The organism is Pseudomonas sp. ENNP23, assembly GCF_001728945.1.
In the GTDB taxonomy this organism is placed as follows: Bacteria; Pseudomonadota; Gammaproteobacteria; order Pseudomonadales; family Pseudomonadaceae; genus Metapseudomonas; species Metapseudomonas otitidis.
Genome location: NZ_LYSP01000004.1, coordinates 163355 through 187855, shown reverse-complemented (window position 1 = coordinate 187855; position 24501 = coordinate 163355). Strand labels below are relative to the sequence as shown.

At 66.9% G+C, this 24501-nt stretch carries 32 protein-coding genes and 1 other RNA gene; 31 read left to right on the top strand and 2 right to left on the bottom strand.

Annotated elements, in window-relative coordinates; genetic code table 11:
• Positions 1-11 precede the first annotated feature (11 nt).
• The 14 genes from A9G05_RS04215 to A9G05_RS04150 all read left to right on the top strand — a co-directional run bounded on the left by A9G05_RS04215 (position 12) and on the right by A9G05_RS04150 (position 8207).
• Entirely contained in the window at positions 12-419 is a 408-nt protein-coding gene (locus A9G05_RS04215) for a hypothetical protein (RefSeq protein WP_069559777.1), read from the top strand.
• Positions 418-490: hammerhead ribozyme type II (locus A9G05_RS04210), an RNA gene on the top strand. Before A9G05_RS04215 ends, A9G05_RS04210 begins: the two co-directional genes overlap by 2 nt.
• The gene (locus tag A9G05_RS04205; protein WP_069559776.1) at positions 490-765 is read left to right on the top strand and encodes a hypothetical protein; all 276 of its coding nucleotides are present in this window, start codon (positions 490-492) and stop codon (positions 763-765) included. Before A9G05_RS04210 ends, A9G05_RS04205 begins: the two co-directional genes overlap by 1 nt.
• Entirely contained in the window at positions 762-1172 is a 411-nt protein-coding gene (locus A9G05_RS04200; protein ID WP_069559775.1) for a gp16 family protein, read from the top strand. The genes A9G05_RS04205 and A9G05_RS04200 overlap by 4 nt, the downstream gene beginning before the upstream one ends.
• Positions 1169-1618 (top strand): Mor transcription activator family protein, encoded by a 450-nt coding sequence (locus tag A9G05_RS04195; RefSeq protein WP_069559774.1) that lies wholly within the window; start codon positions 1169-1171, stop codon positions 1616-1618. Before A9G05_RS04200 ends, A9G05_RS04195 begins: the two co-directional genes overlap by 4 nt.
• A 63-nt stretch (positions 1619-1681) precedes the next feature.
• The gene (locus tag A9G05_RS04190; protein ID WP_069559773.1) at positions 1682-2020 is read left to right on the top strand and encodes a hypothetical protein; all 339 of its coding nucleotides are present in this window, start codon (positions 1682-1684) and stop codon (positions 2018-2020) included.
• The gene (locus tag A9G05_RS04185) at positions 2010-2513 is read left to right on the top strand and encodes a lysozyme (protein WP_069559772.1); all 504 of its coding nucleotides are present in this window, start codon (positions 2010-2012) and stop codon (positions 2511-2513) included. The genes A9G05_RS04190 and A9G05_RS04185 overlap by 11 nt, the downstream gene beginning before the upstream one ends.
• A complete protein-coding gene (locus tag A9G05_RS27030) occupies positions 2510-3139 on the top strand; it encodes a hypothetical protein (protein ID WP_069559771.1) in 630 nt (209 codons plus the stop codon). The genes A9G05_RS04185 and A9G05_RS27030 overlap by 4 nt, the downstream gene beginning before the upstream one ends.
• Positions 3139-3459 carry a hypothetical protein gene (locus tag A9G05_RS04175; RefSeq protein ID WP_139131069.1) on the top strand — a complete coding sequence of 107 codons (321 nt, stop codon included), beginning with the start codon at positions 3139-3141 and terminating at the stop codon, positions 3457-3459. The genes A9G05_RS27030 and A9G05_RS04175 overlap by 1 nt, the downstream gene beginning before the upstream one ends.
• On the top strand, positions 3452-3760 hold the full coding sequence (locus A9G05_RS04170) for a hypothetical protein (RefSeq protein ID WP_197971108.1): 309 nt from the start codon (positions 3452-3454) through the stop codon (positions 3758-3760). Before A9G05_RS04175 ends, A9G05_RS04170 begins: the two co-directional genes overlap by 8 nt.
• 4 nt (positions 3761-3764) lie before the next feature.
• A complete protein-coding gene (locus A9G05_RS04165; RefSeq protein ID WP_069559770.1) occupies positions 3765-4277 on the top strand; it encodes a DUF3486 family protein in 513 nt (170 codons plus the stop codon).
• Positions 4274-5857 (top strand): hypothetical protein, encoded by a 1584-nt coding sequence (locus tag A9G05_RS04160; RefSeq protein WP_256548254.1) that lies wholly within the window; start codon positions 4274-4276, stop codon positions 5855-5857. The genes A9G05_RS04165 and A9G05_RS04160 overlap by 4 nt, the downstream gene beginning before the upstream one ends.
• A complete protein-coding gene (locus A9G05_RS04155) occupies positions 5857-7428 on the top strand; it encodes a DUF935 domain-containing protein (RefSeq protein WP_069559769.1) in 1572 nt (523 codons plus the stop codon). The genes A9G05_RS04160 and A9G05_RS04155 overlap by 1 nt, the downstream gene beginning before the upstream one ends.
• Positions 7425-8207, top strand: coding sequence for a phage minor head protein (locus A9G05_RS04150; protein WP_069559768.1), 783 nt, complete (start codon positions 7425-7427; stop codon positions 8205-8207). The genes A9G05_RS04155 and A9G05_RS04150 overlap by 4 nt, the downstream gene beginning before the upstream one ends.
• 98 nt (positions 8208-8305) lie before the next feature.
• On the opposite strand, the gene A9G05_RS04145 is transcribed toward A9G05_RS04150, so the two are convergent.
• Together A9G05_RS04145 and A9G05_RS04140 are read right to left on the bottom strand one after the other, a co-directional pair.
• Positions 8306-8530 carry a helix-turn-helix transcriptional regulator gene (locus A9G05_RS04145; RefSeq protein ID WP_069559767.1) on the bottom strand — a complete coding sequence of 75 codons (225 nt, stop codon included), beginning with the start codon at positions 8528-8530 and terminating at the stop codon, positions 8306-8308.
• Positions 8527-8778, bottom strand: a complete 252-nt coding sequence (locus A9G05_RS04140) for a hypothetical protein (RefSeq protein ID WP_069559766.1) — start codon at positions 8776-8778, stop codon at positions 8527-8529. The genes A9G05_RS04145 and A9G05_RS04140 overlap by 4 nt, the downstream gene beginning before the upstream one ends.
• 185 nt (positions 8779-8963) lie before the next feature.
• Here A9G05_RS04140 and A9G05_RS04135 point away from each other — a divergent pair, with 185 nt between their 5' ends.
• From A9G05_RS04135 to A9G05_RS04060, 17 genes are all read left to right on the top strand, one after another.
• A complete protein-coding gene (locus A9G05_RS04135) occupies positions 8964-9953 on the top strand; it encodes a phage protease (RefSeq protein WP_069559765.1) in 990 nt (329 codons plus the stop codon).
• 1 nt (position 9954) lies between these two features.
• A complete protein-coding gene (locus A9G05_RS04130) occupies positions 9955-10872 on the top strand; it encodes a Mu-like prophage major head subunit gpT family protein (protein ID WP_069559764.1) in 918 nt (305 codons plus the stop codon).
• 15 nt (positions 10873-10887) lie between these two features.
• Positions 10888-11253: an HI1506-related protein gene (locus tag A9G05_RS04125; RefSeq protein WP_069559763.1), complete on the top strand. Its 366-nt coding sequence runs from the start codon at positions 10888-10890 to the stop codon at positions 11251-11253.
• Entirely contained in the window at positions 11253-11657 is a 405-nt protein-coding gene (locus A9G05_RS04120) for a gp436 family protein (RefSeq protein WP_069559762.1), read from the top strand. The genes A9G05_RS04125 and A9G05_RS04120 overlap by 1 nt, the downstream gene beginning before the upstream one ends.
• Positions 11654-12097, top strand: coding sequence for a phage virion morphogenesis protein (locus A9G05_RS04115; RefSeq protein WP_069559761.1), 444 nt, complete (start codon positions 11654-11656; stop codon positions 12095-12097). The genes A9G05_RS04120 and A9G05_RS04115 overlap by 4 nt, the downstream gene beginning before the upstream one ends.
• A complete protein-coding gene (locus A9G05_RS04110) occupies positions 12090-12557 on the top strand; it encodes a hypothetical protein (protein WP_069559760.1) in 468 nt (155 codons plus the stop codon). Before A9G05_RS04115 ends, A9G05_RS04110 begins: the two co-directional genes overlap by 8 nt.
• A 9-nt stretch (positions 12558-12566) precedes the next feature.
• Positions 12567-12749 (top strand): hypothetical protein, encoded by a 183-nt coding sequence (locus A9G05_RS04105; protein ID WP_069559759.1) that lies wholly within the window; start codon positions 12567-12569, stop codon positions 12747-12749.
• Positions 12750-12752: 3 nt separating this feature from the next.
• Complete coding sequence (locus A9G05_RS04100; RefSeq protein ID WP_139131068.1) at positions 12753-13499, top strand: hypothetical protein; 747 nt, start codon at positions 12753-12755, stop codon at positions 13497-13499.
• A gap of 58 nt (positions 13500-13557) precedes the next feature.
• A complete protein-coding gene (locus A9G05_RS04095; RefSeq protein ID WP_069559757.1) occupies positions 13558-13896 on the top strand; it encodes a hypothetical protein in 339 nt (112 codons plus the stop codon).
• A gap of 274 nt (positions 13897-14170) precedes the next feature.
• Complete coding sequence (locus tag A9G05_RS04090) at positions 14171-17473, top strand: phage tail tape measure protein (RefSeq protein WP_069559756.1); 3303 nt, start codon at positions 14171-14173, stop codon at positions 17471-17473.
• On the top strand, positions 17470-17991 hold the full coding sequence (locus A9G05_RS04085) for a hypothetical protein (protein WP_069559755.1): 522 nt from the start codon (positions 17470-17472) through the stop codon (positions 17989-17991). The genes A9G05_RS04090 and A9G05_RS04085 overlap by 4 nt, the downstream gene beginning before the upstream one ends.
• A complete protein-coding gene (locus A9G05_RS04080) occupies positions 17991-19715 on the top strand; it encodes a hypothetical protein (protein ID WP_069559754.1) in 1725 nt (574 codons plus the stop codon). Before A9G05_RS04085 ends, A9G05_RS04080 begins: the two co-directional genes overlap by 1 nt.
• Positions 19712-20032, top strand: a complete 321-nt coding sequence (locus tag A9G05_RS04075; protein WP_069559753.1) for a hypothetical protein — start codon at positions 19712-19714, stop codon at positions 20030-20032. Before A9G05_RS04080 ends, A9G05_RS04075 begins: the two co-directional genes overlap by 4 nt.
• On the top strand, positions 20029-21762 hold the full coding sequence (locus A9G05_RS04070) for a hypothetical protein (protein WP_069559752.1): 1734 nt from the start codon (positions 20029-20031) through the stop codon (positions 21760-21762). The genes A9G05_RS04075 and A9G05_RS04070 overlap by 4 nt, the downstream gene beginning before the upstream one ends.
• A gap of 12 nt (positions 21763-21774) precedes the next feature.
• Entirely contained in the window at positions 21775-23301 is a 1527-nt protein-coding gene (locus A9G05_RS04065; RefSeq protein ID WP_069559751.1) for a hypothetical protein, read from the top strand.
• 153 nt (positions 23302-23454) lie between these two features.
• Entirely contained in the window at positions 23455-23610 is a 156-nt protein-coding gene (locus A9G05_RS26365; protein ID WP_083272487.1) for a Com family DNA-binding transcriptional regulator, read from the top strand.
• 3 nt (positions 23611-23613) lie between these two features.
• Entirely contained in the window at positions 23614-24357 is a 744-nt protein-coding gene (locus tag A9G05_RS04060; protein ID WP_069559750.1) for a site-specific DNA-methyltransferase, read from the top strand.
• Positions 24358-24501 lie beyond the last annotated feature (144 nt).

Genomic DNA, 24501 nt, shown 5'->3' with positions numbered 1-24501 from the left:
CGAGGCACGAAATGGAACAGAAAGATTGGGACGACCTTGAGGCGCAGATGGCGAGCCCGTGGGGGTGCATGAAGCTGAGGTGCGACCAGTACGAGGTGACGCTTGCTCAGGAGGCCGATACCAAGGGGCGCAAATGGACAACGACTGTCTACGTGGACGGTTTTTTCAAGGGCGCATGGTGCTACGCCAACGACAACGGCGAGGCAGAGCACGACGAGGCCCGGCGCTTCATGCGCAAGGTGAGCCGCGCCGTGTATAGCGCTAAGCAGGTCGAGTCCTGGCGCAAGGTCTACGGCAAGAGGGAGGCAACCAAGATGGCAGCCAAGCGCTACGTGTACTTCCGCCCGGACTGGAGCAGCTTCAACAGCCTGAAAAAGCACCTGCTGGCCAACAACACGAGCATCGAGCGCATTCACTGAGCGAAACCGCCCCGGCCAAGCCGGGGATGGTCTGCCGGGCGTGGTGGCCCGGTACTGATGAGCAGCCAGCATGAGCACACGAGACGACAAAATCCGGCGGCAGGACGCCCTTCGTCAACAGGCGAAGCGCGACCGCGAGGCCGCCCATCGCGCTGCCGTAGGCGCCGAGCGGACATCGTTCATCACCTACCGCAGCACCCGTGACGATCTGGAGCAGATGCAACAGGTGGCGGGAATCGAAGAACGCGACGAGGCCATCACCTTGGCCATTCGCTACATGGCGGGCCTGGCCCGCCGCGACCCGGAGGCCTACCTGGCCGCCATGGACCCAAGGAATCCGGTATGAGCGCCGCAGCCCGAAAGATTCAGATCGCCCGGCGCCAGTTGGGTATGGATGACGACACCTATCGCGCCATGCTGATGCGCACCGTAGGCGCAACGACATCCAAGGGGCTGACGCCCCGGCAGATTGGCCGCGTGCTGGCCGAGCTGGAGCGCCTCGGGTTCCAGCCCACCAGCCCCAGGAAGGCGCCCGCAGGCCGCCAGACTGCCGAGCCCGCCCCCGAGCGTGCCGCCCTGATCGGCAAGATCAACGCGCAGCTTGCCGAGGCCGAGCGCACCATCGCCTACGCCGACGGCATGGCGCGGCGCATGTTCCAGGTCGAGCGCGTGGAGTGGTGCGACCCCGACCAGCTGCGCCGCCTGGTCGCCGCCCTGGCCTATGACGCACAACGCCACGGGAGGACCCGGTGAACATCGAGAGCGCCCGCGACCTGCTGCCGTCGGCTGTCCAGCGCATCGCCGATGCGGTGGGCCTGGCAGCCGCGCTGCGCCTGGTCGAGCAACTGGGCGGGACGAGCTGGTATTTCGCCCAGGGCCATGGCCGCCACGGACAGGCCCGCGTCGCGGCCCTGGAGGAAATCGTCGGCGAAGATGCTGCCCGCCGGCTCACGTTCCTGATGAATGAGCGGGAGGTCGTCTACATCCCCAAATGCGACAAGGCCATCCGCCGATTGCGTGATGCCGAGATACACCGCCAGTTCGACCAGGCCGTGCGCGAGGGCGTCAGCACCAACACCGTCGTCAATGAGCTGGCCCGCACCTACGAAATCAGCGACCGCCAGGTCTGGCGCATTCTCAAGGTCGCGCCCCTGGACCTGCCCGGCAGCAGCGACCTGACCCCCGATCTGTTCGACTAGACCCCGCAGTTACTGACCCCCGTCAGCTAATTTTCCCGCCCCTCTGCCGCCGATCATGGCGGCATGAAACCTCAAGACCACCCCTCATTCCGCAGCCCCCGCGACTACGCGGCCGCCATCCTGGCCGAGCCGTCGAAGGAGGGCCGCGTCCGGCTCCTGGAGCGCTGCCCGGCTCACTGGCGTGAGCAGGTGGAAACCCACGTCCGCGACGCCTGGGGCCGCCTGCAAGCGTTCCAGAAGTACCGCAAGGCACGGCATGAAGCCGCCCGGCAGAAGCCCCCCTCCGCCCCACGTCAGGGCGTACTCAACAGCGTCACCAACCACACCCGCTCGGCGCCGGAGGTGGGCAATCGCTACCTGTCCGCCCTGCGCGCACTCGTAGGAGAACCCCATGGGAATTAAGGCGCGCCTGCTCGCGGCCGCACTCACTATCGCCACCCCTCTGGTGGGCTATTTCGAAGGCCGCAACCTGCTGGCCTACCTGGACCCAATCGGCAAACCCACCATATGCGACGGCTGGACCCGTGGCGTCCGGCTGGGCGACCAGGCCACCGACGCCCAGTGCGACGCTTACACCCGCAAGGGCCTGGAGGAAGCGGCCGACGTCTTTGCCCGCTGGGTGCCCGAGGAGGTCGCCGACAGGCTGTCAGCCAAAACGTTGGCCGCTTTCCTGTCGTTCATCTACAACGCCGGCCCCGGCGCCCCTGGCGTCAAGGACGGTTTCGTCTGGCTCAAGAGCGGCCACCATTCCACGATGCTGCTGCACCTGCAGGCCGGCCGCGTGGCCGAGGCGTGCGCCCAGCTCAGCAACTGGACCAGCGCGGGGGGCCGCAAGCTGGGCGGCCTGATCAAGCGCCGGGCGGCTGAGCGCGCACTGTGCGAGGGCGGGCTATGAGCGCCTATAGCTCCCCGCTGTTCAAGGTCGTGCTCGGTGCCGGCGTTGCCATGTTGGTGAGCTGGGCGGCCCTGTCCGTATTGCGGGATGCCTACGACATTGGGTTCGCCAGGGCCAAGGCCGAGGGCGAGGCGGCGCTGGAGAGGCAGCGCGCCGAGCACAGCCAGGCCGAAGCCGAGCGTGCCCTCCAGGCTGCCGCCGATGCCAAAGCCGCCGCAACCGCACTCCGCGAGCAGACCCAGCGCGCCGACCAGATAGCCGCCCGCCTGGCTGACCAGCAGCGGCAATACCGCCAAACCACCGACCGACTCACCGGAGAGATAGCCCGTGTTAACGACCTCTACCGGGCGGCGCTCGACGCGCCGCCTGTGCCTTTGCCTGACTGCCGTTTCACTCGTGGCTTTGTCCGCGTGTGGAACGAAGCAACCGGCGCCGCAGTGCCCGCCGCCGCCCCCACCGATCCCGGCAGAGCTGCTGAAGCGGCCGCCGACGCCGGAGCCGCTGACCAGCTCGACGCCGGCATCGGCCGCGCCGATCTGCTGCGCCACCACATCCGCTACGCCGAGCAGTGCCGCGCAACCGCCGCACAACTCGGCGCCCTGATCGACGTCCTGGAGGACCACTGATGCAAATGGAATTTACCCAGGCCGTGGGCTGGGCCATCTCGCTGCTGGGGATTTTTACCACCCTGATGTTCGGCATCGTCCGGCTCCTGCTGACCCAGATGGAGCGGCGCCTGGGCGAACGGTTCGCCGCCCAGGAGAAGGAGATCGCCAAGCTCGCCCAACTGGAGCGCGAGTTCCTGCGCTTCCAGGCCGAACTGCCCATGCAGTACGTCCACCGCACGGACTACGTGCGCAACCAAACCGTAATAGAAGCCAAGCTCGACGGTCTCCGGGACAAGCTCGAAGTCGTCCAGCTCAAAGGAGCCACCAACCATGATTGATATTGACCTGGTGAAGGCCCGCAGGGAGTCCATGCGCTGGTACATCCTGCTGACCCTGAACAACTCCCGCCCGGTCGACCCGCTGGAGCACCTGGTACTGACCACCATCCAGGGCATCTTCACCGACGCCACCCAGCTGGAGGTCCGCCGCGAGCTGGACTACCTGCTGGACCGCCGCCTGGTCACCCTCGACAAACGCCCGGACGGCGTCTGGATTTGCGGCCTGACCCACTGGGGCGTGGACCTGGTCGAGTACACCTCCGATTGCCGTGGCGGCATCGCCCGCCCGCCGCGAGGCTGATGCCATGCCGCCGCGCAGCAAGGTCGGCGCCCTCCCGGCTGAGGTGAAAGCCTGGCTCGACCAGGCCCTGGTCGAAAACAACTTCAGCGGCTATGAAGCCCTTTCGGCCGAGCTGGCCGAACGGGGCTACAGCATTGGCAAGAGCGCGCTGCACGCCTACGGGCAGACGTTCGAAGACCGCCTGAGCCGTCTGCGTATGGCCAGCGAGCAGGCCAAAGCCGTCGTCACCGCCGCCCCCGATGAAGAGGGTGCGGTCAACGAGGCGCTGATGCGCCTGGTCCAGGAACACCTGTTCAACCTGCTCATGGCCGAGAACGGAAAGGTCGACCTGCCCAAGGTTGCCAAAGCCGTGGCCGAGTTGGGGCGCGCATCCGTGGTCCAGAAGAAGTGGCAAGCCGAGGTCAAGGCGCGGGCGGAAGTCGCCGCCCAGGCGGTCGAGAGAATCGTCCGCAAGGGCGGCCTCAACGCCGAGACCGTCAACGAGATACGCCGGCAAATCCTGGGGGTGGCCGCGTGAAGCTCAAGCCGCAGCCGCTCCAGGAGCCTGTCCGTTCACCGCTGGCAGACGTCATTTCCGTGGGCCAGGTCGTGGACGTGCCGGCCGTCTTGCTGGACTACCAGAAGCGGTGGACATCCATCCGGGCCCCACTCAAGGTTGGCGAGAAGTCGCGCCGCATCGGCCTGACCTGGGCCGAGGCGGCCGATAACGTCCTGGTCGCGGCCAGCTCGACGGCGGCCGGCGGGATGAACGTCTATTACCTGGGCTACAACCAGGACATGACGGTCGAGTACATCCAGGCCTGTGCCATGTGGGCGCGGGCTTTCAACTATGCGGCCGGGGAGATCGAGGAAGGCATCTGGGAGGATGACGACCCCGAGCGCCATATCAAGACGTACTCCATCAAGCTCCCATCGGGCTATCGCATCGTTGCCCTGACCAGTCGGCCGTCCAACCTGCGGGGCCGTCAGGGCACCGTCGTGATCGACGAGGCCGCGTTCCACCCCGACCTGGCCGAGCTGCTCAAGGCGGCCCTGGCGCTGCTGATCTGGGGCGGCGAGGTTCACGTCATCAGCACGCACAACGGCACCGACAACCCGTTCAACGAGCTGATAGACGAAATCCGGGCTGGCAAGCGCCGGGGCGAGTTGTTCCGTTGCACCTTCAAGGAAGCGGTAGCGGACGGCCTGTACCGACGCGTTTGCCTGCGCAAGGGCATTCCCTACGACGCAGCGAACGAAGCGGAGTGGGTGGCCGGCGTTTATGCCACCTACGGCGACGCCGCCAAGGAAGAGCTGGACTGCGTGCCCTCCCAGGGTGGCGGAACCTACCTCAGCCTTGCCGTCCTGGAGCAGCGCAGCCGGTCGGGTGTACCGGTGCTGCGCCTGGCCTATGCCCCGGAGTATGTGAAGACCGCCGAACACATCCGCCTCATGGATAGCCTGGCCTGGTGCGAACGTGAAATTGCGCCGCTCTTGGCACAACTGCCGCCGGGTGCCTGGACGTATTACGGCATGGACTTCGCCCGCAGCGGCGACCTGTCCGTTATCTGCGTCCTGGTGCAGGACCAGGACACCCGCAAGCGGGTCGCCTTCCTGGTCGAGCTGCGGGGCGTGCCGTTCAAACAACAGGAACAGATTCTGTTCTTCATCGTGGACGGGCTACCGGGCTTCATGGCCGGCGCCCACGACGCCAGGGGCAACGGCCAGCAGTTGGCCGAGTCGGCGGCCGTGCACTACGGCCACGAGCGCATTGCCGAAGTGATGCTCACCGAGGGCTGGTATCGCGACAACATGCCGGGCCTCAAGGCCGACCTGGAGGACGGCAGCCTGTACGACATCCCGGCCGACCGGGACGTCATCGGCGACCTGCGCGCGTTCCGCGTCATTGGTGGCGTTGCCCGCATACCCGACACCCGGACCACCGACAGCCAGGGCAAGCGCCACGGCGACGCCGGCATTGCCATCGCGCTGGCCCGCTCTGCCGGGCGGATGGAGGTGCGCGCCTACGGATACGAGAAGGTCGGCCCCAGCAACGCCGACCAATTCGACAACGACGACGAACCGGCCCAGGGCTGGAGCGTTAGAGGAATGCTCTGATGAACGAACCCCAGATCCTGGACCAGCACGGGCACCCGATGCGCCGTGCCGACCTGCTCCAGGAAGTCATCCACGCCAGCGTCATCGGCGCACAGATGGCGTACAACAACGACACCGTCGCCACCACGCTGGACCCCAGTCGCCTGCGCTCCATCCTCCAGGCGGCCGCCACGGGCGACGCCCGCGACTACCTGACGCTAGCCGAGGAAATGGAGGAGAAAGACCCGCACTACGCCTCCGTCCTGGGCACGCGCAAACGTGCGGTATCCGGCCTACCCGTCGCCGTGGAAGCCGCCAGCGATTCGCCCCGTGACCGAGAGATCGCCGAGGCAGTGCGCCACCTGGTGGAATCCCCCGCGTTCGGCGACATGCTCGATGATCTGCTCGACGCCATCGGCAAGGGCTATTCGGTCGTCGAACCCATCTGGGAATACCGGGATGGGCAGTTCTGGCCGAGCCGCTACGAGCACCGCGACCCCCGGTGGTTCCAGTTCGACCGGGTGACCGGCAAGCGCCTCCAGCTGCTGGACGGCACCGGCCAGGGCCAGGAGTTGCCCAAGGATCGCCTGGTCATCCACATGCCGCGTCTCAAGTCCGGCCTGCCGATTCGGGGCGGCGTGGCGCGCCTGGTGGCTGTTGCGGTCATGTGCAAGGCATTCAGCCAGAAAGACTGGATGCGCTACGGCGAGTTGTATGGCATGCCTCTACGCATAGGCCGCTACGGACCTGGTGCGAAGTCTGACGACATCGCCGTGCTACGCCGGGCCGTCACCCAGCTGGCCAGCGACGCGGCCGCCATTATGCCGGACAGCATGCGCATCGAGTTCCAGGAGATCGCCAACGCGGCCGGCGGTGCCGAGTTGTTCGAACGCCTGGCCGAGTGGCTGGACCGCCAGGTGTCCAAGGCGGTCCTGGGCCAGACCATGACCGCCGACAACGGGTCGAGCCAGAGCCAGGCCAACGTCCACAACGAAGTGCGCCGCGACATCCTCAAGGCCGATGCCAAACAGGTTGCCACCACCATCAATCGCGACCTGGTCCGGGTGTTCGTCACTCTGAATTTCGGCCCGCAGAAGGCCTACCCGACCGTAACGCTCCAGGTAAGCGAGCCGGAGGACCTCAAGGCGCTGGCCGATGCCCTGGCCCCATTCATTGACCGGGGCCTGCCCGTGGCGGCCTCCCACATCCTGGACCGTTTCGGCCTGCCCGCGCCCGAGAAGGGAGTCGCCACGCTCCGGCCCGCCGGAGCGCTGCCGGCACTGCCCGCCCTCAACCAGCAACGCCCCTGCACCTGCGCATCCTGCGGGGGCGGCCGGGTGGCGCTCAACAGCGAACAGCAGCGGGACGCCATCGACGACCTGGTCGACGACGAATTGACCGAATGGCGCCCGCTGATGCGGCCCGTGGTCGATCCCCTGGAGCAGTTGGCCCAGCGCTCCGCGTCGTTTGAAGAGTTCCGCGCCGGCCTGGCCACGCTCCTGGACGAGATGGACGACGCCGACCTGGTGGACGCCCTGGCCCTGGCCGCCTTCAAAGCCCGCGCCCTGGGCGACGGAGGCGGCCCGCAATGAGCGCGACGGTAGAGACGCCGGGGCCCGTACCCCGTGAGGCCCTGGACTACCTGCGCGCCAAGGGGTACGAGGTCGGTTTCGACTACCGGGACGTCTGGCAGGAGGAACACGCCATCGCCTGGACCGTGGCCAAGGCCATGCGCCTGGACATCCTGGAAGCCATTCGTTCGGCTGTGGATGAGGCCATCCAGGAGGGGCTGCCGTTCCGCGAGTTCCAGGGCGGCCTCCAGCCGCTCCTGGAGCGCCTGGGGTGGTGGGGCCGCTCGACGATGCAGGACCCGCTGACGGGTGAAGAGCGCGACGTCCAGCTGGGCAGCCCGCGCCGGCTGCGCACCATCTACGACGTGAACCTGCGCACCGCCCAGGCGGCCGGCCAGTGGGGCCGCATCCAGCGCACTAGGGCGACTCATCCCTATCTGATCTATGAACTAGGGCCCAGTCGCGAGCACCGGCCGGAGCACCGGGGCTGGGCTGGAATCATCCTGCGGGCGGATGACCCGTGGTGGCAGTCCCATTTCCCGCCCAATGGCTGGGGCTGCAAATGCCACGTTCGCCAGCTAAGTCGCCGCGAGGCTGAGCGATTGCTCGCGACTGGCCGTTACCTGAACGCCGCTCCCGACCTGGGGCAAATGGAGTACGTCAACGAGCGCACCGGCCAGGTCGTCAGCGTGCCGCGTGGCATTGATCCGGGCTGGGACTACAACGCCGGAGAGGTGTCCAGGCTGGCCAGGGCACAGCAACTCCTGGAGCAGAAAGAGGCAGCCGCTAAAACGCCCTAGAAGGGGCCTCGCGCTTGCGAGGTGCGGCGACGGTATGCGGTAGGGGAGAAATCGTTTTCTAACGCCCATCTAACGCGATTTGGGCGGATAGGCAGGGGCTAGTCAGGCTGGGAAGGAGCGGCCAGGCACTCCAGCGCGAACTGGACGCGATAGTCGGCTACGCGATACAGCGGGTCGGACTCATCGCGTAGGTAGTTCCGAAAGCCGGTCCAACTCATGCCCAGCAGGTCAGCCGCTTTGCGCTGGCTGACCCCGGCCTGATCGATTAACCCGCGCAGGTAGCGCGGGTCTGGGTTGTGGTTGGAGGCGTCAGGCTTCCTCATTTTGCCGAGACCTTTCTATTTACTTCCCCAGGGAAAACGCCGTCCGGCTCATCAGTAAAAACGAGCTTTGAGCCATCAACGAAAATGTACTCATGGCTGCCACTGCCGAACTCACCGACCGCTTTATCGCTGGCGCACTCACGAATTGCCCATGACTCAACGTTTTCAGCGAAAGGGCCAAACATTCTGATGAGTTCCTGGGCAATGCTGTTGCCGTTGTTGGGGGCAGTGACGTTGAAGTTGTCCATGATGTCGCTCCTTGATGTCGCCTCGCCGTAGTGGCTGGCATGGGCTGTAAGATGCTGGATAACAATGTTACCCACAAGTGCCGCTTGTCGGTTTGCTTCCGGCACAGCGTCCCGCCTATCCCCGCCGTGAGTTACTGACCCCCGTCACCTAATCCCCACCCCCTGCCGCCGCCGAACATGGCGGCATGAAAACAGCAGCCCCCCACCTCCAAATCGAACGCGCCGCCCTCTGCTCCGAGCTGGGGGCCGGCGTTCCCGAATGGGTCGAAGTTCTACCGCCCGGCCCGGTCATTGTTGGCCGTGACGGCCGCCGCTGGACCTACGACGCGGCCGACGTTCTGCGCAACACCCTGGCCCATAGCCAGGGCGCCGAGCTGCCGTTCGACTACCTCCACGCGACCGAGCTGCAGGCGCCCCAGGGCAACGATGCCCCGGCGGCCGGCTGGGCCCTGGAGTACCGCATCAGCGAGCGCGGCGCCATCGAGGCCCGTGTCGACTGGACATCACGCGCCGCGAACAGCATCAGCGCCCGCGAGTACCGCTACGTCTCGCCCGTGTTCCTGCACGACGACGACGGGCGTATCGCCAGGTTCAGCTCGTTCGGCCTGACCAACAAGCCGAACCTCACCCTCAAGGCCCTCAACTCTGAAACCACCCCGGAGAACCACCCGATGGAGCTTGCAGAAGCCATCAGGGCAGCCCTCGGCTTGCCCGAAAACGCGACGGAACAGGACGCCGTCGCCGCCATCAACGCGCTGAAGGAGGCCCAGGCCGTGGCCCTCAACAGCGAACGATCCCCGTCCCTGGACAAGTACGTCCCTCGCGCCGACTACGACGGCCTGATGAAGCGCGCAGAGAACGCGGAGCAGCAGCTGCAGGCGCACAAGAAGTCCGAGCTGCAAACGGCCATCAACGCCGAGATCGAGGCGGCACTCACGGCCGGAAAGATCACCCCGGCAACCCGCGCCTATCACATCGCCCAGTGCCAGCAGGAAGGCGGCCTGGAGCGCTTCCGCGAGTTCGTCAAGGCCGCGCCCTCGGTCACCGAAGCCGTGCTGCCGAACAAGCTGCCCGAGCAGCAGGACATGGCGCTCAACGCCGAACAGCAGACCGTCGCGCGCTGGCTGGGCATGAGCGACGAGCAGTTCAAGAAGCACATCGAAGGAGTCAACTGACATGCCCGTACAGATCACCCCGGCGATTCTCGCGCCGTTGTTCCAAGCCTATCGCGCCGAGTACCAGAACGCGCTGGCCGAGGCCGCCCAGGATACCCAATGGGCGCGCATTGCCACCCTGGTGCCCAGCAGCACCTCCGGCAACCTCTACCCCTGGCTCGGCCAGTTCCCGCTGCTGCGCGAGTGGATCGGCGACCGTGTGCTCAAGAAGATGGCCGCGCACGGGTACACCATCACGAACCGCAAGTTCGAAAGCACCATCACCATCGAGCGCGAAGCCATCGAGGACGACCAGGCCGGCGTGTTCCTGCCGATGTTCAAAGAGATGGGCCGCGCGGCTGCCTATCACCCCGAGTCGCTGGTGTTCGAAGCGCTGGCCGCCGGCTTCACCAAGCCCTGTTACGACGGCCAGAACTTCTTTGACACCGAGCACCCCGTCTTCCCCCGGGTCGACGGCACCGGTGACGCCGCCTCAATCAGCAACATGGACGTACCGGCATCCAACCCCGGCCCGACCTGGTATCTGCTGGACGACTCCCGCGCCATCAAGCCGATCATTTTCCAGGAACGCACCAAGCCGGAGCTGACCAGCAAGACCAACCCGAACAACAGCGACCAGGTGTTCAACCAGGACGTGTTTGTCCACGGCGTGCGCTACCGCTGTGAGGCTGGCTATGGGTTCTGGCAGATGGCCTACGCCAGCAAGCAGCCGCTGACCCCTGAGTTCTACGGCAAGGCCCGCGCCGCGATGATGGGCTTCACCGCCGACGGCGGCCGCCCGCTCAAGATCAAGCCGCGCCTGCTGGTCGTCCCGCCGCAACTGGAGGCCCAGGCCCGCAAGCTGCTGGTGAAAGACGAGAACGGCGGCAACGAATGGGCCGGCACCGCCGAGCTGTTCGTATGCGACGAACTGCGCTGATCGGGGGCCGCCGCAATGACCATCCGAATCAAGGCAAGCCGGGGCGTCTACCGCCGCTGTGGCGTCGTGCATTCCACCAAAGCGGTGGACTACCCCGACGACGAGTTCACCCTGGAGCAGCTGGAGACGCTCAAGGCCGACCCGGTGCTGACCGTCACCGTCCTGGAGGGCGACGCCGTGGCGCCGCCTGGCCCGGATGGCGGCCCGCCCCAGGGCGATGGCCAGGGTTTGCCCGCCACCTCGCCTGGTGAGGGACCGGCTAACCCCGGCACGACCGACACCACCGCGCCGGCCCAGCAGAACGCAGCAGGGCCAGCCAAGGCGACCGGGAGCGGGAGCAAGGGCGGTGCCAACAAAACCGCCAAGGAAGGGGGCAAGTAATGGCCTACGCCACCCGCGAGCAGTTCATCAGCCTGTACGGCCTGGACGCCGTGCGGGTGGTGGCCGACCGCGACCAGGACGGCCAGCCGGATGACCAGGTGATCGATGACGCCCTGGCGAACGCCGCCGGGGAAATCGACAGCTACGTCGGCGTCCTGCACCGCCTGCCGTTGCAGGTGGTGCCGCCGGCCCTGGTGCGGGTCTGCGGGGATATCGCCATGTACCGGCTATCCCAGGACGGGGCCCTCACCGAGGACAAGCGCAAGCGCTACGAAGACGCCGTGTCGTTCCTGCGCCGCGTGGCCGATGGATCGGCCAGCCTGGGCCAGCCCACGCCGCCGGACGAGTCCAGCGGCCTGGCGTATTTCGAGGCACAGCCGGCGCGGTTCAGGAGGTTGCTGTGACGGGCGTAGCACTGCGGGCAAACCTCGCAGCCGACCCGCGCGTCGCCCGCTACCTGGACCGCCTGGCCCAGTTCGACGTGGAGCCGCTCCTGGAAGGGCTGGGCGCCGAGGTGGAGTCACAGACCCGGCGCCGCATCCAGAGCGACAAGACCAGCCCCTCGGGCGAGCCTTGGGCGGCCTGGTCCCCGCAGTACGCGGAGACCCGCCACGCCGGCCAGAGCCTGCTGCAAAGCCTGGGGCCGCTGCTGAACAGCATCAGCTACCAGGTGCAAGGCAACAGCGTGTTGACCGGTAGCCCGATGGTCTACGCGGCGAGCCACAACTTCGGCGACCCGGAGCGCGGCATCCCGCGACGCGAGTTCCTGGGCGTCGAGGGGCAGGACTTCGAGGACCTGATCGGGATCTGTGAGGACTACCTGGAGGCACTGACAAATGGCTGAGCTGACCGCATCCGGCGTGCTGGCCGGTGTCGAGACCTGGGTCAAGGCGCGTTTCGATGCGGCCGCACTCCCGGTGGAGGTGAAGCTCCACGGCGGCCGCTTCAGCGTTGCCGACCTGGAGCGCTACGCCACCACCACGCGGGCTTGCCGCATCGCCCTGGAAGGGCTGCGCCCCAGCGTCAACGGGCAGGGGCACCTGGTGTGCTCCGCCCAGGTGGTCCTGGTGGCACTGGCCGGCGACCTGGGCCGCGCAGGCAGCCGGGCGCTCAACGTCCTGGACGTGCTCGCCCCGATCCTGTCGGCGCTACCCGGCAGCGACCTGGGCCTGCCGTTGGTGGACAGCATCAACGGTAAAGACGTCAAGGCCGCGAACCTCTACCACGCGGCCCTTGACCAGAAATCCACCGCTGCCTGGGTCATCACCTGGCCGGTGCAATTCAAACACCCACGCGTCCGTTAGGAGGACCGCATGACTACTGAAACCACCGCCCCCGAGGCGGACAAGAACGTGAAAGTTCTCATCACCCGCGAGCAGGGACACCGCCACGCGGGCACCAAGTACGCCAAGGACACGGTCATTTCCGTATCCGAAAGCGATGCAAAAGCCATCGTTTCGCTGAATGCCGGCGAGATCGTCAAAGGGGGCAAGTAAGCCATGGCAAACGTGACAAGCGTGAAGGTCTACAAAGGCGTAGGCATCGTCAGTGCCCGCCGCCTCGGCATCCCGAACGCGCTGATGCGCGACCTGGGCGACTGTGAGCAACTGAAGATCGCCCACCGCAGCAACTCCACCGCCTGGAAGCAGCACCGCAAGCCCGGCGGCGGCAACCTGGCCCGCCTGGACAACCTGGAAGGCGTTGACCTGACAGTCCAAATGCAGGAGTGGCTTGAGGACAACTTGGCCATGGTGACCCAGGGCGGCCTGGTCACGTTGGCCGAGGAAACCGTCAGCGGCGAGGAAGTTCTGCTGATGCCGGGCAGTCTCGCCCGCACCGAGTTCCCCGGCGCCAAGAGCCTGGTCATCACCCAAAAGGCAGGCTCCACCCCCATCCCCCTGAGCGAGGTCGAGGTCTCGGCCGCGGGCGTTCGGGTCAAGGCCGGCAGCACGCTGATCACCGCGCCGACCCCCGCACTGCTGGCCTACATCTCGACGGCGGCCACCCGCCTGGAGGCCCTGATCGAGCCCGGCGCCGAATACGAGATCGTATTCGACGGCCTCAACGAAGCCGACAGCGGCCGCCCGGTGGTGGTGACGTTCTGGCGCTGGAAGGCCCCGCCGGCCGAGGAACTGGCCCTGATCGACGCCGAGAACCCCGGCAAGCTGCTCGCCAAGGGCGAGGTGCTGGCCGACCTGAGCCGCCCTGCCGGTGAATCCCCGTTCTACCGCGTCGACCTGCTGTAACCCCCCACCCACTCACAACCCGCCGGGCCGCACAGGCCCGGCGCCTGGAGCCCATGACATGGCAATGACCAAGACCAGCAAGACCGGCATCCAGTGCCGCGAGCTGACCGTTGCAGAAATCCGCGATTGGCTGAAGAGCATGGAGGCCAGAGCCGTGGAGCCTGACCTGGTGCGCGACAGCCTGCTGCCCGATTTCACCCTCGACGACCTGGAGCGCATGACCAACGCCACGGCCGAACAACTGGGCGGCATGACGCCCAGCGAGCTGCGCGAGCTGGGGGAGGACTGCAAGGCGGTGAACCCGGATTTTTTCGACCTACGAGAGCGCATCGGCGAGGCAGGGCGCCAAGTGCTGGTGAGGCTCTCCGGCGACTTGAACGAAACGCCGCCTGCCTGATCCGCCACGGACACACCGGCTTGTGGGCGTATCCGTGGGGAACGTGGGAGGCGGCGCTGGATGAGGCGATAGAGGCGGCCGAAAAGGCCGAGAGGGGGCGGGACTAGGGAATTACTGGCGGGGCTTATTTGACCGCAACCCCGGAAGGCCCGCCGCAATCGCAAACACCCCCAACAGGACTACCGCAACGACAAGCGCGCCGAAGATTGTGCCCCCGAGTTTGGGGACAAGCAGCGTAACGAGCGTTAGGACGATAGCAATTTGGTAAATCTTCATGACCGATGTTCGCCTCTCAATATCCGTTGATGCCAGCCAGGGCCGCAACACGTTGCAGCAGTTCCAGGCGGGCTATAAAGCACTGATCAACCAGCTGCGCCAACCACTTGGGCGCATCGCTTCCCTGCGCGAGCTGGAAACTAGCCTAGTCGACAACGAGCGCCAGCTCAATGCGACGCGCCGCCATCTATCCGATCTGGCCAGCGAGATGCTGGCGGCGGAACGCCCCACGCGGGCACAAATCCAGGCCTACCGCGCCGCCAGCCAGCAGGCCGATGCATTGCAACGCAGCATTGCCGGGCAGCGCCTGGAGCTGGCCGAGCTGAGCCAGGCCCTGCGCAGTGCCGGCGTCGACACCACCCGCCTGGCCGCTGAGCAGAAGCGCCTGGCGGCCGAGCTGGATGCCACCCAGGGCCGGGCATCAGCCCAGGCCGAACGCATCGCCGGGGCCCGCGCCGCCCTCAACGTGCGCCCCCACGCCGACATCCGCCAGGAAATCAACGGGCTGACCCAGCAGTATCAGCTCCTGCGCAACAGCGGCACCCTGACCACGGGCGAATTGCTCCAGGCCAAGGTCCGCCTGCGCGAGCGTGTCGCCGAGCTGAAGACGGGCACCAATGGCTGGGCCAAGTCCCTGGGCGAAGTCCGCATGCAGGCCGGCGTCGCCGCCGCATCCATGGGCGCGCTTGCCTACGGAGGCTCCAACGTCTTGGGCTTCTATGCGAAGTTCGGCCAGCAGATGGCGGCCGTAGATTCCATCACCGACCTGAGCCGCGAGCGGTTCGCCCAGTTGTCCCAGGAGGTGCGGCAGCTCAGCGTCAACATGGGCAAAGACGCGGCCGAGTCGGCCGCCGCCCTCAACGACATTCTGTCGTCCGGCGTCGACGAGAAAGACGGCATCAGTACCCTGGCCCTGTCCACCAAGGCAGCGGTGGCGGGCGTCACCGATACCGCCACCGCCGCCCGTGGCGGTCTGGCCGTGGTCAACGCCTACGGCGAGGGCATCGAGAACCTGGGGCTGCGCTATGACCAGATGTTCCTGGCCGTGCGCGACGGCGTGACCACATTCCCCGAGCTGGCGAACTTCATCGGCGACGTGCTGCCGACTGCGAAGGCCGCCGGGGTCGGGTTCGACGAGGTGTCGGCCGCCATCGCCCGCATGACCATCGCCGGCATCCGCACCCCGCAAGCCACTACTGCGCTGAAAGGCGCCATCAACGCCCTGGCCGCGCCGACCCCCGAGGCCCAGAAAAAGCTGGACGAGCTGGGCATCAAGTGGCGCGGGTTGTCTGGCACGCTCCAGGACATCGCCGCCCGCAAGCTGGGCCTGGAAGCGATGCGGGAAATCATCCCCGACGTCGAGGCCCGTACCGCCGTACTGTCCCTGACCCAGGACATCGGCGCGCTGAATAGCGAAGTTGCGGCGATGCGCGGCGCCAGCGGGGCCATGGATGCGGCCTATGCCAAGATGTCCAACACCCCCCAGGCCGACCTCGACAGGTTCAACTCAGCGGTGGGTGAGCTGAAGCTGAGTCTTGGAGAGACCGCTACCGCGTTTCTCCCGGTGGTAAATGGCCTTACCGGCGTACTCCAGTCATTCAACGCCCTGCCACAACCCGTCAAGTCGGGCATCGCAATGTTCGTTGCCTTTTCGGCCGGGCTTGTAGCGCTACGTACTACGCTGGTCTCCCTCGCCAACCCCCTGATGCTACTGCGCGGCCACCTCTCCCAGGCACCTGGTGCAGCGGGCGCAGCCTCCGCCGGCCTGGAGAGTTTCGCCGGCACCGCGCGCAACCTGCTCCCGCAGGTCAACAACCTGGCCGACGCGTTCCGCCTGCTCAAGGGCACCCTGGCCCTGGGCGTGGTGACCTGGTCGGCGGGCAACGTGGCTGAGCTGTGGGAGCTGCACAACCGCGCCATGCAGTTGCGGCAGGACCAGATCGACTACCGCAACTCCTTGAACGAAACCATCACCACCACTGCGAAATACGCCGACGCGGTGATCCTGCCGGCCAACGCCGTGGCCAAGCTGAACGAGAAAGAGAAGAAGGCCTACATCGAGCGCCTGCGCCTGGCCGAGAACCATTACCGCAAAGTGGCTGAGCTTCAGAGCCGGGACGACATGGAGAAGAACGGTCCGGCAGCAGCCGTCTCCCAGGAAGCCCTGGCGGCCCAGCGCCGCGCCAGTGAGTTCCGCAAAGCTCAGACCGACATCGAGGACGCCCAGCGCGCCCGCGAGGGTGCCGAGACGCGCCACCGCGAAGCCCTGGCCAAGATCAAGAACGACCAGCGGGCCCAAATCCAGAAGAGCCTGGCGGCCGAGCTGCTGCTCTACGAAGAGGCCAACAAGAAGCTGGAGGCCGCCAACAAGGCGGCGGCCGAGGCGATTAAGAAACGCGTCGAGGTGAACAAGGAATTCGCCCAGCTCGCCCAGGACCTGGCCGCCCCCGAGAAGAAGGGACCGGCCACGCTGGCCGACGTCACCAAGCTGAAAGCTGATGCACGCCGGGACGTCCAGGAAGGCAACTCCGCCGACGCACTGCGCAAGACCCGCCAGGCGGCGGCAGTATTGCGCGAGCTGAAGGAAGCCGGCGCCAACACCTACGGCTATTCGGGGATCGCCAAGGAGCTGGGGCAGATCGCCGACCAGGCCGCGCGACTCGACGAGGTCAAAGCAGACGCCGAGCGCGCCAACGCCCAGGCCTCGGTCGATAGCATCAAAGCAACCATGGACGACCTGCTGGCCAAGGCTGAAGCGTTCAAGCGGATAGACATCCAGTTCAACGGGTTTGAGCAGTCGGCGGCCGCCCTGGAAGCCCAGGCCGTGGCGCTGGCCGAGCGCATGAAAAAGTACATGACCATCCCGGTCAACTACGTGGGCGCCGACGGCAAGGCCCAGGAGGCCGCCAACAAGAGCGCGGGCGAGATCATGGCCCCCGCGCCGGTCAAGCGCGCTGCTGGCGGCTGGATCGACGGGCCGGGCTCGCCCACCAGCGACAGTATTTCCATGCTCGGCTCGCGCAATGAGTTCGTGCTCCAAGCGCGTGCGGCCCTGCGCCTGGGCGCCTCCAACCTGGAATACATGAACCGCACGGGCGAGTTGCCCGCCAGCCGTGCCGCCCTGGTGCCAATGATTCCGCAACTGCCCGAGAGCTTCGGCCGAATGGGCGAGCGCCAACCCCTCAACCTCGCCATGCCCTGGGGCGGCTCCTACGCCCTGGAGGGGCCGCCATCTGAGGTGGCCCGCTTCCAGGAGGACCTGGAGCGCGTCCGCACCAAGTACCTGGGAAGCAAGCGATGAATGACGTAACCCCCCTGATCCTCGGCGGCATCGTGCTGACCAAGGATGACGGCCCAGTCCGTCAGAGCTATGCCCCGGTCGACGGCGGCAGCACCGAGCTGCGCATGGCCGACGGCCTGCTCATCAAGCAGACCCATTGGCGCCGGATGGTCATCAACACCAGCGGCACGGGCTACATCGATCCGCCGTGCGCCTACCTGGATTATTCCCAGCCCATGGAGCTGTGGTGCATCCAGCCGCTGTCCGCGTGGGGCGCATCGAACGTGTTCGAGCTGCCGCCGGAGGCAGCACGCCGGCCCGACGTCGAGCCCTGGGCCTGGGCCTGGGTAGACGGCAACTGGCGCGATGCGCCGGTAACCGTCCAGGACCGGGTGGCCACCGTGGCCCCGGTGCCGGGCGCCCGCCAGTACCGGGTGTTCTGGCTGCCGCGCTTCACGGTCTACACCAACGGCCCCAGCAGCGAGTTTGACGAGACGCGCGGGACCTATGACTGGTCGTTCGAAGCGAGGGAACGCTGATGCTGTTGAACTCCGCGACACTCAACAGCGGCGTGCTCAATGGCAGCGGCCGCAAAGGGCGCGCGCCGGTCATCATCAGGCCGGCCGACAGCACCCGCTGGCGCCTGCGCCTGGTGATCAACGGCCTGGACCTGTCCAACCGGCTGACGGGCTCCGTCACCATCGACCGGGAGGCCGGCGCGGCCCGCGTGCTGACGCTCAACCTGGTGCCCGAAGCTGGCCCGGTCGACCTGGACGCACTCACCGGCAAGCCGGCCAGCCTGTGGCGGCAGCGCCTGGAGGGGGCGGTCGTGGTGGCCGAGCAACTGCGTTTCGTCGGCGTCACCCTGCGCCCGCGCTACAACCCGGCATCCGGGGTGCTGACCATTACCGCCAGTTGTGACCTGCAGAACCGCGTGGAGCTGATGACGCGAGAGCAGATCGATGCCCTGGTGCCAGGCACCTGGGCGGCCGGGGTATTCGGCGAGTTCTCCAGCCACTGGCAGTACGCCCAGGACCGGGCATCAACCCGCCCCCAGCACCTGGACTGCGCCCCCGACGGCACCCTGCGCGTTACGCCCTGGGCGGCAGCGGCCGTGCCGCACTTCGTGTTCCCGGCCAACGCCGTGATCGATGGCTCGCTCGATGTCCAGCCCGCCGACGCGTCGCAGTTGGTCAACCAGGCCGAGGTGGTGGTCGAGTACCGGTTCACCCGGCTACGCCACCGCGAGCACCGCTACGAATGGTCGAGCCCCACCGGCAACTTCTGCGCCTGGTACGTGCGGACCTACGAACTGCCGACCCATACCATGCTGACCGAGGCCCTGGAGCAGGCGGACTGGGACGTCGTCGGCACCTGGAGCAGCACCGACCTGCCGCCCGATCTGATCAACCCGTGCGGCATGGGCGGGGCCTGGTACAACGCATTCACCGACGACCCGCACATGCTGTCGTTTGGCGTGTCCGTGGCGCGCAGGACCGCGCAGACCCTCACCGAGAAATACACCTTCACCCTGAAGGCTGCCGGCAGCGTCGCGGCATTCGGTGAACGGCCAGCCCGTGAGCGGTACAGCGATGACGTCGAGTACGACAGCCGCAGCTGGGAAACCCTGCCCGCCAACACCCGCCCGGCCGACGCCATCCAGGACGACCTGGGCGACTGGATCATCGACAAGGACGACGGCAGCCGCCGGCAGGACGTACTGAGTACCGCCCTGTCCCGCGAGTGGGTCGAGATCCTCGACAGCCACCGCCGCACGCGCGTCGTATTTGGCACACCGATAACGGATGACGTGTTCGACACCGTCCATACGGTACGCGTCGAGGCCATGGGCACACGCGCCCAGGGCCGCCTGGCCCGCGTCCAGGAGGAGTGGAACATCGACGCCGGGTCGGAGATCGCGACGCTCGAAATCGCCATCAGCCGGGGCGGCAATGCCATCCAGGGCAGCCCCCTGGTCCCGCCAGCCCGGCCCCACTTCGACCTGGGCGCCGCGCCGCCGGCCGTCACCGTGCTGGCCACCCAGTTGGGCGGCGACACCCAGAGCCCGCCCTACCGGGAGGAACTGGACGGGTTCGCGGGGAATTACTCCGTGATCCTGCCGGGCTCCGAGCAGTGCCCCCGGCGGTTGCAGATCACCACCCCTGACATCGAGGCCGCCTACCGCGACCCCAGCGACGGCGAGGCGATTGCCCTTTACCTGATCGACATTCCCACTGACGAACTTGTGACCGAGGCCCTATGAGCGATTCGGACCTTCTGCGCACACTGCGCGCCCTGGCCGGCAACGATGGCCGCAATGGCCTGGGCCCCCTGGAGCCGCGCGGCGCCCTCACAGGCAAGCGCGTGAGCGTTGCCTACACCAAGCCCAAGACCGGTGGCGGCGGCATCGCCGGCCCGCTGGTGGAGCCCGACGCCAAGCAGCGTGCCTGGTGGCCCAACGGGTACGCCAGCACCGATGCCCTGCTCGTCCTGCCCGCCATCAAGACCCTGGTGTTGAAGGACGCCAACGGCGAGCGAGTCGAGGTCCAACTGGCGGACATCTCGGCGGTGACGCCATGACCGCGCCCGTCTGGGGCTGCCCTTACCACGGCTTGGTACGGGGCTGGCAACTGACCTTGCCGAACGGCCGGACCATCAAGAACCGGTTCTTCGCCGATGGCGCCATCGGCAGCGTGCTGGTCCGGGTGCCCGGCGTGCCCGAGGTGACCCGTACCCCCGACGAGGCCGCCTCGGATACGGCCCTGGGCTACCAGTGGCGCAACGCGGCGGCGCTGGTCCTGGGTGCCGAGGGCGGCCGTTTGCTGAGGATCTGGGGTTGGAAGGGCATGCGGGGGAGCCTGCTGTACACCCGTGGCGTCGGGCGCACCTGGCTGGCCGCCTTGGGGGATACCGGCAGTGATGACGGCCAAACCCTGAACGGCCCCCTCAACCTGGCCCCGTTCGGGCGCTTCGGCGAGGACGACGAGCCCGCCCACGACGTGCCGGTGACCCTGGAGGGCTACACCGCCGACAAGCCCTTTAGCGGCATGACGGTGTGGGACATCACCGAAGACGGCTCGCGCGCCGTGCTGGGCTGGTCGCAGGGCTCCGAGCGATTTCTTTTCATGCAGCCCCGAGGCCCCTTTGCCGAACTGCTCATCGAGGGCGATGGCCAGGCCAGGCCATTCCGCGCCAGCCTGCGCCGGCTCAGTGGCTACGAGCAGGCCGCCCGGACTGAAACCATCGACAACATGACGGTGTTCAGTGGCGTATGGGGTTGGCGGTTCCCCAAGACCACGCGCTGGGTGCCGTCCGGTGGGCCGTGTGATTCATGGGAACTGCGCTGCGAGGGCGGCGATATGTTCCTCGACGCCAACGGCATCCCATCGCTCAACACTCCGGGCGTCACCATTATGCAGGGCAGCCGCAGCGCCACGGTCCACGGGTACGCCCTGGGCTACTGGTACGAAAACGGCGCCCTCCAACCCGTGACCCTCGACCTGGAGTATCGCCAGGTGGCGGGGTTCGACATGAACGGCACCGCCACGGCGCTGACCCCGTTTGTGGAGCTGCGCGAACAGGCCCTGTCCCAGGAAACGGGCAGCTGCGGGTTTACGGGGCAGTACACCATCGAGCACGGCACGTTCCAGTTTAACGGCCGGGTCGCGTCTAGCATGGTCGAGGAGCTGGTCTACGTGCTGCGGGTCGGCGGCGTCGAGCGCGACCGCCGGACGTTACGTTTCACCTACGACAACGAGCTGACCATGGACGCCACCGGAGCGGTGGGCTTCCTGCCCGGCGGCTACGGCCGCCCCGGCCCCCAGGTAGCCGAGTTGCGGCAGCGCTGGGCGCTGAGCATCGACGGCGAGACCATCGACCAGGCCGAGGACGTCGTCGGCGGGCTGGGCTTGGAGCTGGGCGGCTACTACGGGCCGAGCGGCGACAACCTGTCCATCGACGAGCAAGGCCGCTTCGGTGAAGGCAACCCGGAAAAATGGCTGCTCGATGCCGCCCGCCGGGTCTTCACCCTGCCCATGCGCGCGCCCTCCAAAACCTACAGCTGGCAGTGCTGGGCGCACTGGTGGAGTAACCACCTGGTATGCCTGCTGGAGGCGTTTGGAGTCATCAACACGACGCGCGAGCGCCACCGTTACAACTTCACCGCCTACCCCGGCGGCGTCGACCAGGTGCGCCGGGATCTCCCGTATCCCAATCCCACCGAGGGCAGACCCCCATCGCTGTACGGGGCCATTGATCCGTTCACCGGCCACTACGTCCTCGGCGAGCTGGAGCCCGTCGTCTACATCTAGGAGTCATCCCGCATGAAACCGAAGTTCATCAACAATTGGGCCACCAAGCTGGTGGCTGAGCTGGACGCCAGCGCCGAGAGCATGACCGTGGAGCCGGCCAAGGCCGCCGCCCTGGGCAGCCTGGCCGGCGGCTACTACGTACTGACGCTGTGCCAAGAAGACGCCAGCGACGACGACAGCGGCGAGATCGTCAAGGCGGTGGCCGTTGCCGGTAGCGCCATCACCCTGCAACGCGGCCAGGAAGGCACCACCGCCAGGGCCTGGCCAGCGGGCACCCGTGTCTATGCACGCTGGACCGCCGGCACCGCTCAGGCCCTCCTGGACGCGGCCGCAGCCGGAGGCGGCGGATCATCCAGCGCCTACACCATCACCGCCCTGTGGGGCGGCAGCGAGACCACCGCAGGCGGCGAACTGGTGGGGCTGTACCCGGTCGGCGGCGACACCAACACCCCCGGCCAGACCGACCGCTATGCGTACCTCCTGGAGGAAGACATCGGCAGCAGCATGGGCCTGTTGCCCGGCTACCTGGTCGGGCGGGTGCTCACAGCCGGCGCGGCCGGCGGCGCCCCTGTCCAGGTGCTGGTGGGCGGCACCTGCACCCTGGCGGACCTCAAGGCCAACACCGCCGCATTGCCGGCCGGGACGCTGGACGATTGGGTCGGCGCCCCGGTCTGCCTGCTGGGCGGCGGCGAGCAGTCATTCGCGGTCACCGTGGGCGCGGCCTACCTGAACGGGCGCGGCCCCGACGGCGAGGCACCCGCCACGGCCGAGGACCTGCGCGTCGCCACCATTCTGGTGGTGGGCTACCTGACCTCGGGGCAGGACCAGGGGACCGTCACCCTCCACCCGCAGCCCATCCTCATCGACCTGGCCGGCGGCGGGGAGAGTGGCGGGGAGAGTGGCAGCGGTAGCACCATCAGCGCCGCCGACCTGCTGCGACCGGGTGGCGTGGAGCTGCAACTGATGGGCAGCCTCGCCGCCCCCTTTGCCCTGCGTGCGCTCAAGGCCTCGCCGGCCCCGCCATCCGGGCGTGGCCGCTACGTGCTGGAGCGAACCGCTACCGGCTACGCCTGGCGCCGCGCAGTCGACCCGCTGGGCACGCCCTGGGTGGACGCGATGACGGCCCGGTCCCGAACGGTGGTTCCAGACGTGTGGGGCGGCTGGTGGGCGACCTGGCATGAAATGGAGTGCGGCTACGCGGGCGGCGGGTTTGCCATCAGCGAGCGGGTGATCCAGCAGCACCACTACCTGAACGACACCACGGCGGACACCCTGGTCGTCCAGCTGCCGGCAGGCTTCAACGACACCGTCCGCACGGCTTACAGCGACAACGGCATCAACCAGCTGGGCGGCTATCCCGACCTGTTCGTCGAGGTGACCGTCACGGCCGGCAACGCCAGGACCTGGCGTTTCGAGCCCGCTGCCGGCGCCTCGCTGTACCCCGCCGGGCCCATCGAACTGAGTGCCCCCGGCCATCACGCCCGATTCCGCTGCGACCCCCGGACGGGTGTCTGGTACGCCAGCGGGAACTGGAGCTAACAGCATTTAGAGAACCAAGAGAGGGCGACGGCCGCAGGTGATGCGAACACCTACGGCCGACGCCAACCCGCAGAGATAGCCTGCAAGCCAGCCTAGGCCCTCCCGCTCGCGCGAGCGCCGGGGAGCCTACCCGAAACAAGGCATTTTTGCAGGATGTTTGACATACGTTGTGGCGGCTGCGGCCGCCTTCTAGCCCGCGCGAGCGGCAGCTACACCCTACAGATCAAGTGTCCGCGTTGCCGGACACTCAACCACCAGAAGGCCGAGAGCCTCCCAGCCGACCGCCCAGAGCGGCTAAAGCAAGGCTGAGAAATGAAAGTACAAACGAATGACCTGATCCTGGGCGACTCCCTAAAAGTCCTGTCAGGTATGGCATCTGAAACATTTGATGCGCTGGTAACAGACCCTCCTTACTCCAGCGGTGGTCTTCACATCGGGGCAAGGCAGCAAGTCCCGTCATCGAAGTATCAGCAAGGATGCTCCCAGTCACTGCACAGGGAGTTTTTAGGAGACCACCGAGACCAGCGTTCCCACATGCTTTGGATGACGCTCTGGCTATCGGAGTGCTGGCGGCTGCTCAAAGACGGTGCGCCGGTTTGCCTGTTCTCCGACTGGCGCCAGCTTCCAATCACCACTGACGCGCTTCAAGCGGCAGGATTCTCGTGGCGCGGTATCGCCGTGTGGGACAAAACGGAAGGTGTGCGCCCTCAACTCGGCAGATTCCGCGCTCAGGCTGAGTACATCGTATGGGGAAGCAAGGGGGGAATGCCGCTTGATCGCAAGGCCCCCGTTCTTCCGGGGGTTATTAGAGAGTCAGTCAGGAAGGCTGACAAACACCACATGACCGGTAAGCCAACTGAGCTAATGAGGCAGGTCGTCAAGATATGCGAGCCAGGCGGCCGAATCTTGGACCCCTTCGCGGGCTCAGGAACAACGCTTGTAGCGGCTGCTTTGGAAGGCTATCAGTGGGTCGGCTGCGAACTGACAGCTCATTATCACAAGGTGGCTCGTGAGCGATTGAGTGCGATAGGGCAAGCGCCATTGTCCATGCACTAGATAAGTGCCAATCGTCGCGCAATAAACTCGCCTACGCCTCACCCTACAGCAGTGCCAAATGGCGCGTGCCGTGATGCCAAGTCCGACGCGCGCTTACACCCTATCAGCCTGCCGCTTTCCGTTGAGAAAGGGAGTCGTTCCCCG

Excerpts from the sequence above, each read along its gene's own strand:
- A9G05_RS04170 (WP_197971108.1), top strand. The coding sequence starts at position 3,452 with ATGATTGATATTGACCTGGTGAAGGCCCGCAGGGAGTCCATGCGCTGG.
- A9G05_RS04165 (WP_069559770.1), top strand. The coding sequence starts at position 3,765 with ATGCCGCCGCGCAGCAAGGTCGGCGCCCTCCCGGCTGAGGTGAAAGCC.
- A9G05_RS04075 (WP_069559753.1), top strand. The coding sequence starts at position 19,712 with ATGAGCGATTCGGACCTTCTGCGCACACTGCGCGCCCTGGCCGGCAAC.
- A9G05_RS04090 (WP_069559756.1), top strand. The coding sequence starts at position 14,171 with ATGACCGATGTTCGCCTCTCAATATCCGTTGATGCCAGCCAGGGCCGC.
- A9G05_RS04175 (WP_139131069.1), top strand. The coding sequence starts at position 3,139 with ATGCAAATGGAATTTACCCAGGCCGTGGGCTGGGCCATCTCGCTGCTG.
- A9G05_RS04120 (WP_069559762.1), top strand. The coding sequence starts at position 11,253 with ATGGCCTACGCCACCCGCGAGCAGTTCATCAGCCTGTACGGCCTGGAC.
- A9G05_RS04190 (WP_069559773.1), top strand. The coding sequence starts at position 1,682 with ATGAAACCTCAAGACCACCCCTCATTCCGCAGCCCCCGCGACTACGCG.
- A9G05_RS04085 (WP_069559755.1), top strand. The coding sequence starts at position 17,470 with ATGAATGACGTAACCCCCCTGATCCTCGGCGGCATCGTGCTGACCAAG.
- A9G05_RS04095 (WP_069559757.1), top strand. The coding sequence starts at position 13,558 with ATGGCAATGACCAAGACCAGCAAGACCGGCATCCAGTGCCGCGAGCTG.
- A9G05_RS04125 (WP_069559763.1), top strand. The coding sequence starts at position 10,888 with ATGACCATCCGAATCAAGGCAAGCCGGGGCGTCTACCGCCGCTGTGGC.
- A9G05_RS04215 (WP_069559777.1), top strand. The coding sequence starts at position 12 with ATGGAACAGAAAGATTGGGACGACCTTGAGGCGCAGATGGCGAGCCCG.
- A9G05_RS04130 (WP_069559764.1), top strand. The coding sequence starts at position 9,955 with ATGCCCGTACAGATCACCCCGGCGATTCTCGCGCCGTTGTTCCAAGCC.
- A9G05_RS04080 (WP_069559754.1), top strand. The coding sequence starts at position 17,991 with ATGCTGTTGAACTCCGCGACACTCAACAGCGGCGTGCTCAATGGCAGC.
- A9G05_RS04155 (WP_069559769.1), top strand. The coding sequence starts at position 5,857 with ATGAACGAACCCCAGATCCTGGACCAGCACGGGCACCCGATGCGCCGT.
- A9G05_RS27030 (WP_069559771.1), top strand. The coding sequence starts at position 2,510 with ATGAGCGCCTATAGCTCCCCGCTGTTCAAGGTCGTGCTCGGTGCCGGC.
- A9G05_RS04145 (WP_069559767.1), bottom strand. The coding sequence starts at position 8,530 with ATGAGGAAGCCTGACGCCTCCAACCACAACCCAGACCCGCGCTACCTG.
- A9G05_RS04065 (WP_069559751.1), top strand. The coding sequence starts at position 21,775 with ATGAAACCGAAGTTCATCAACAATTGGGCCACCAAGCTGGTGGCTGAG.
- A9G05_RS04070 (WP_069559752.1), top strand. The coding sequence starts at position 20,029 with ATGACCGCGCCCGTCTGGGGCTGCCCTTACCACGGCTTGGTACGGGGC.
- A9G05_RS04110 (WP_069559760.1), top strand. The coding sequence starts at position 12,090 with ATGGCTGAGCTGACCGCATCCGGCGTGCTGGCCGGTGTCGAGACCTGG.
- A9G05_RS04060 (WP_069559750.1), top strand. The coding sequence starts at position 23,614 with ATGAAAGTACAAACGAATGACCTGATCCTGGGCGACTCCCTAAAAGTC.
- A9G05_RS04150 (WP_069559768.1), top strand. The coding sequence starts at position 7,425 with ATGAGCGCGACGGTAGAGACGCCGGGGCCCGTACCCCGTGAGGCCCTG.
- A9G05_RS04135 (WP_069559765.1), top strand. The coding sequence starts at position 8,964 with ATGAAAACAGCAGCCCCCCACCTCCAAATCGAACGCGCCGCCCTCTGC.
- A9G05_RS04185 (WP_069559772.1), top strand. The coding sequence starts at position 2,010 with ATGGGAATTAAGGCGCGCCTGCTCGCGGCCGCACTCACTATCGCCACC.
- A9G05_RS04100 (WP_139131068.1), top strand. The coding sequence starts at position 12,753 with ATGGCAAACGTGACAAGCGTGAAGGTCTACAAAGGCGTAGGCATCGTC.
- A9G05_RS04140 (WP_069559766.1), bottom strand. The coding sequence starts at position 8,778 with ATGGACAACTTCAACGTCACTGCCCCCAACAACGGCAACAGCATTGCC.
- A9G05_RS26365 (WP_083272487.1), top strand. The coding sequence starts at position 23,455 with ATGTTTGACATACGTTGTGGCGGCTGCGGCCGCCTTCTAGCCCGCGCG.
- A9G05_RS04205 (WP_069559776.1), top strand. The coding sequence starts at position 490 with ATGAGCACACGAGACGACAAAATCCGGCGGCAGGACGCCCTTCGTCAA.
- A9G05_RS04200 (WP_069559775.1), top strand. The coding sequence starts at position 762 with ATGAGCGCCGCAGCCCGAAAGATTCAGATCGCCCGGCGCCAGTTGGGT.
- A9G05_RS04105 (WP_069559759.1), top strand. The coding sequence starts at position 12,567 with ATGACTACTGAAACCACCGCCCCCGAGGCGGACAAGAACGTGAAAGTT.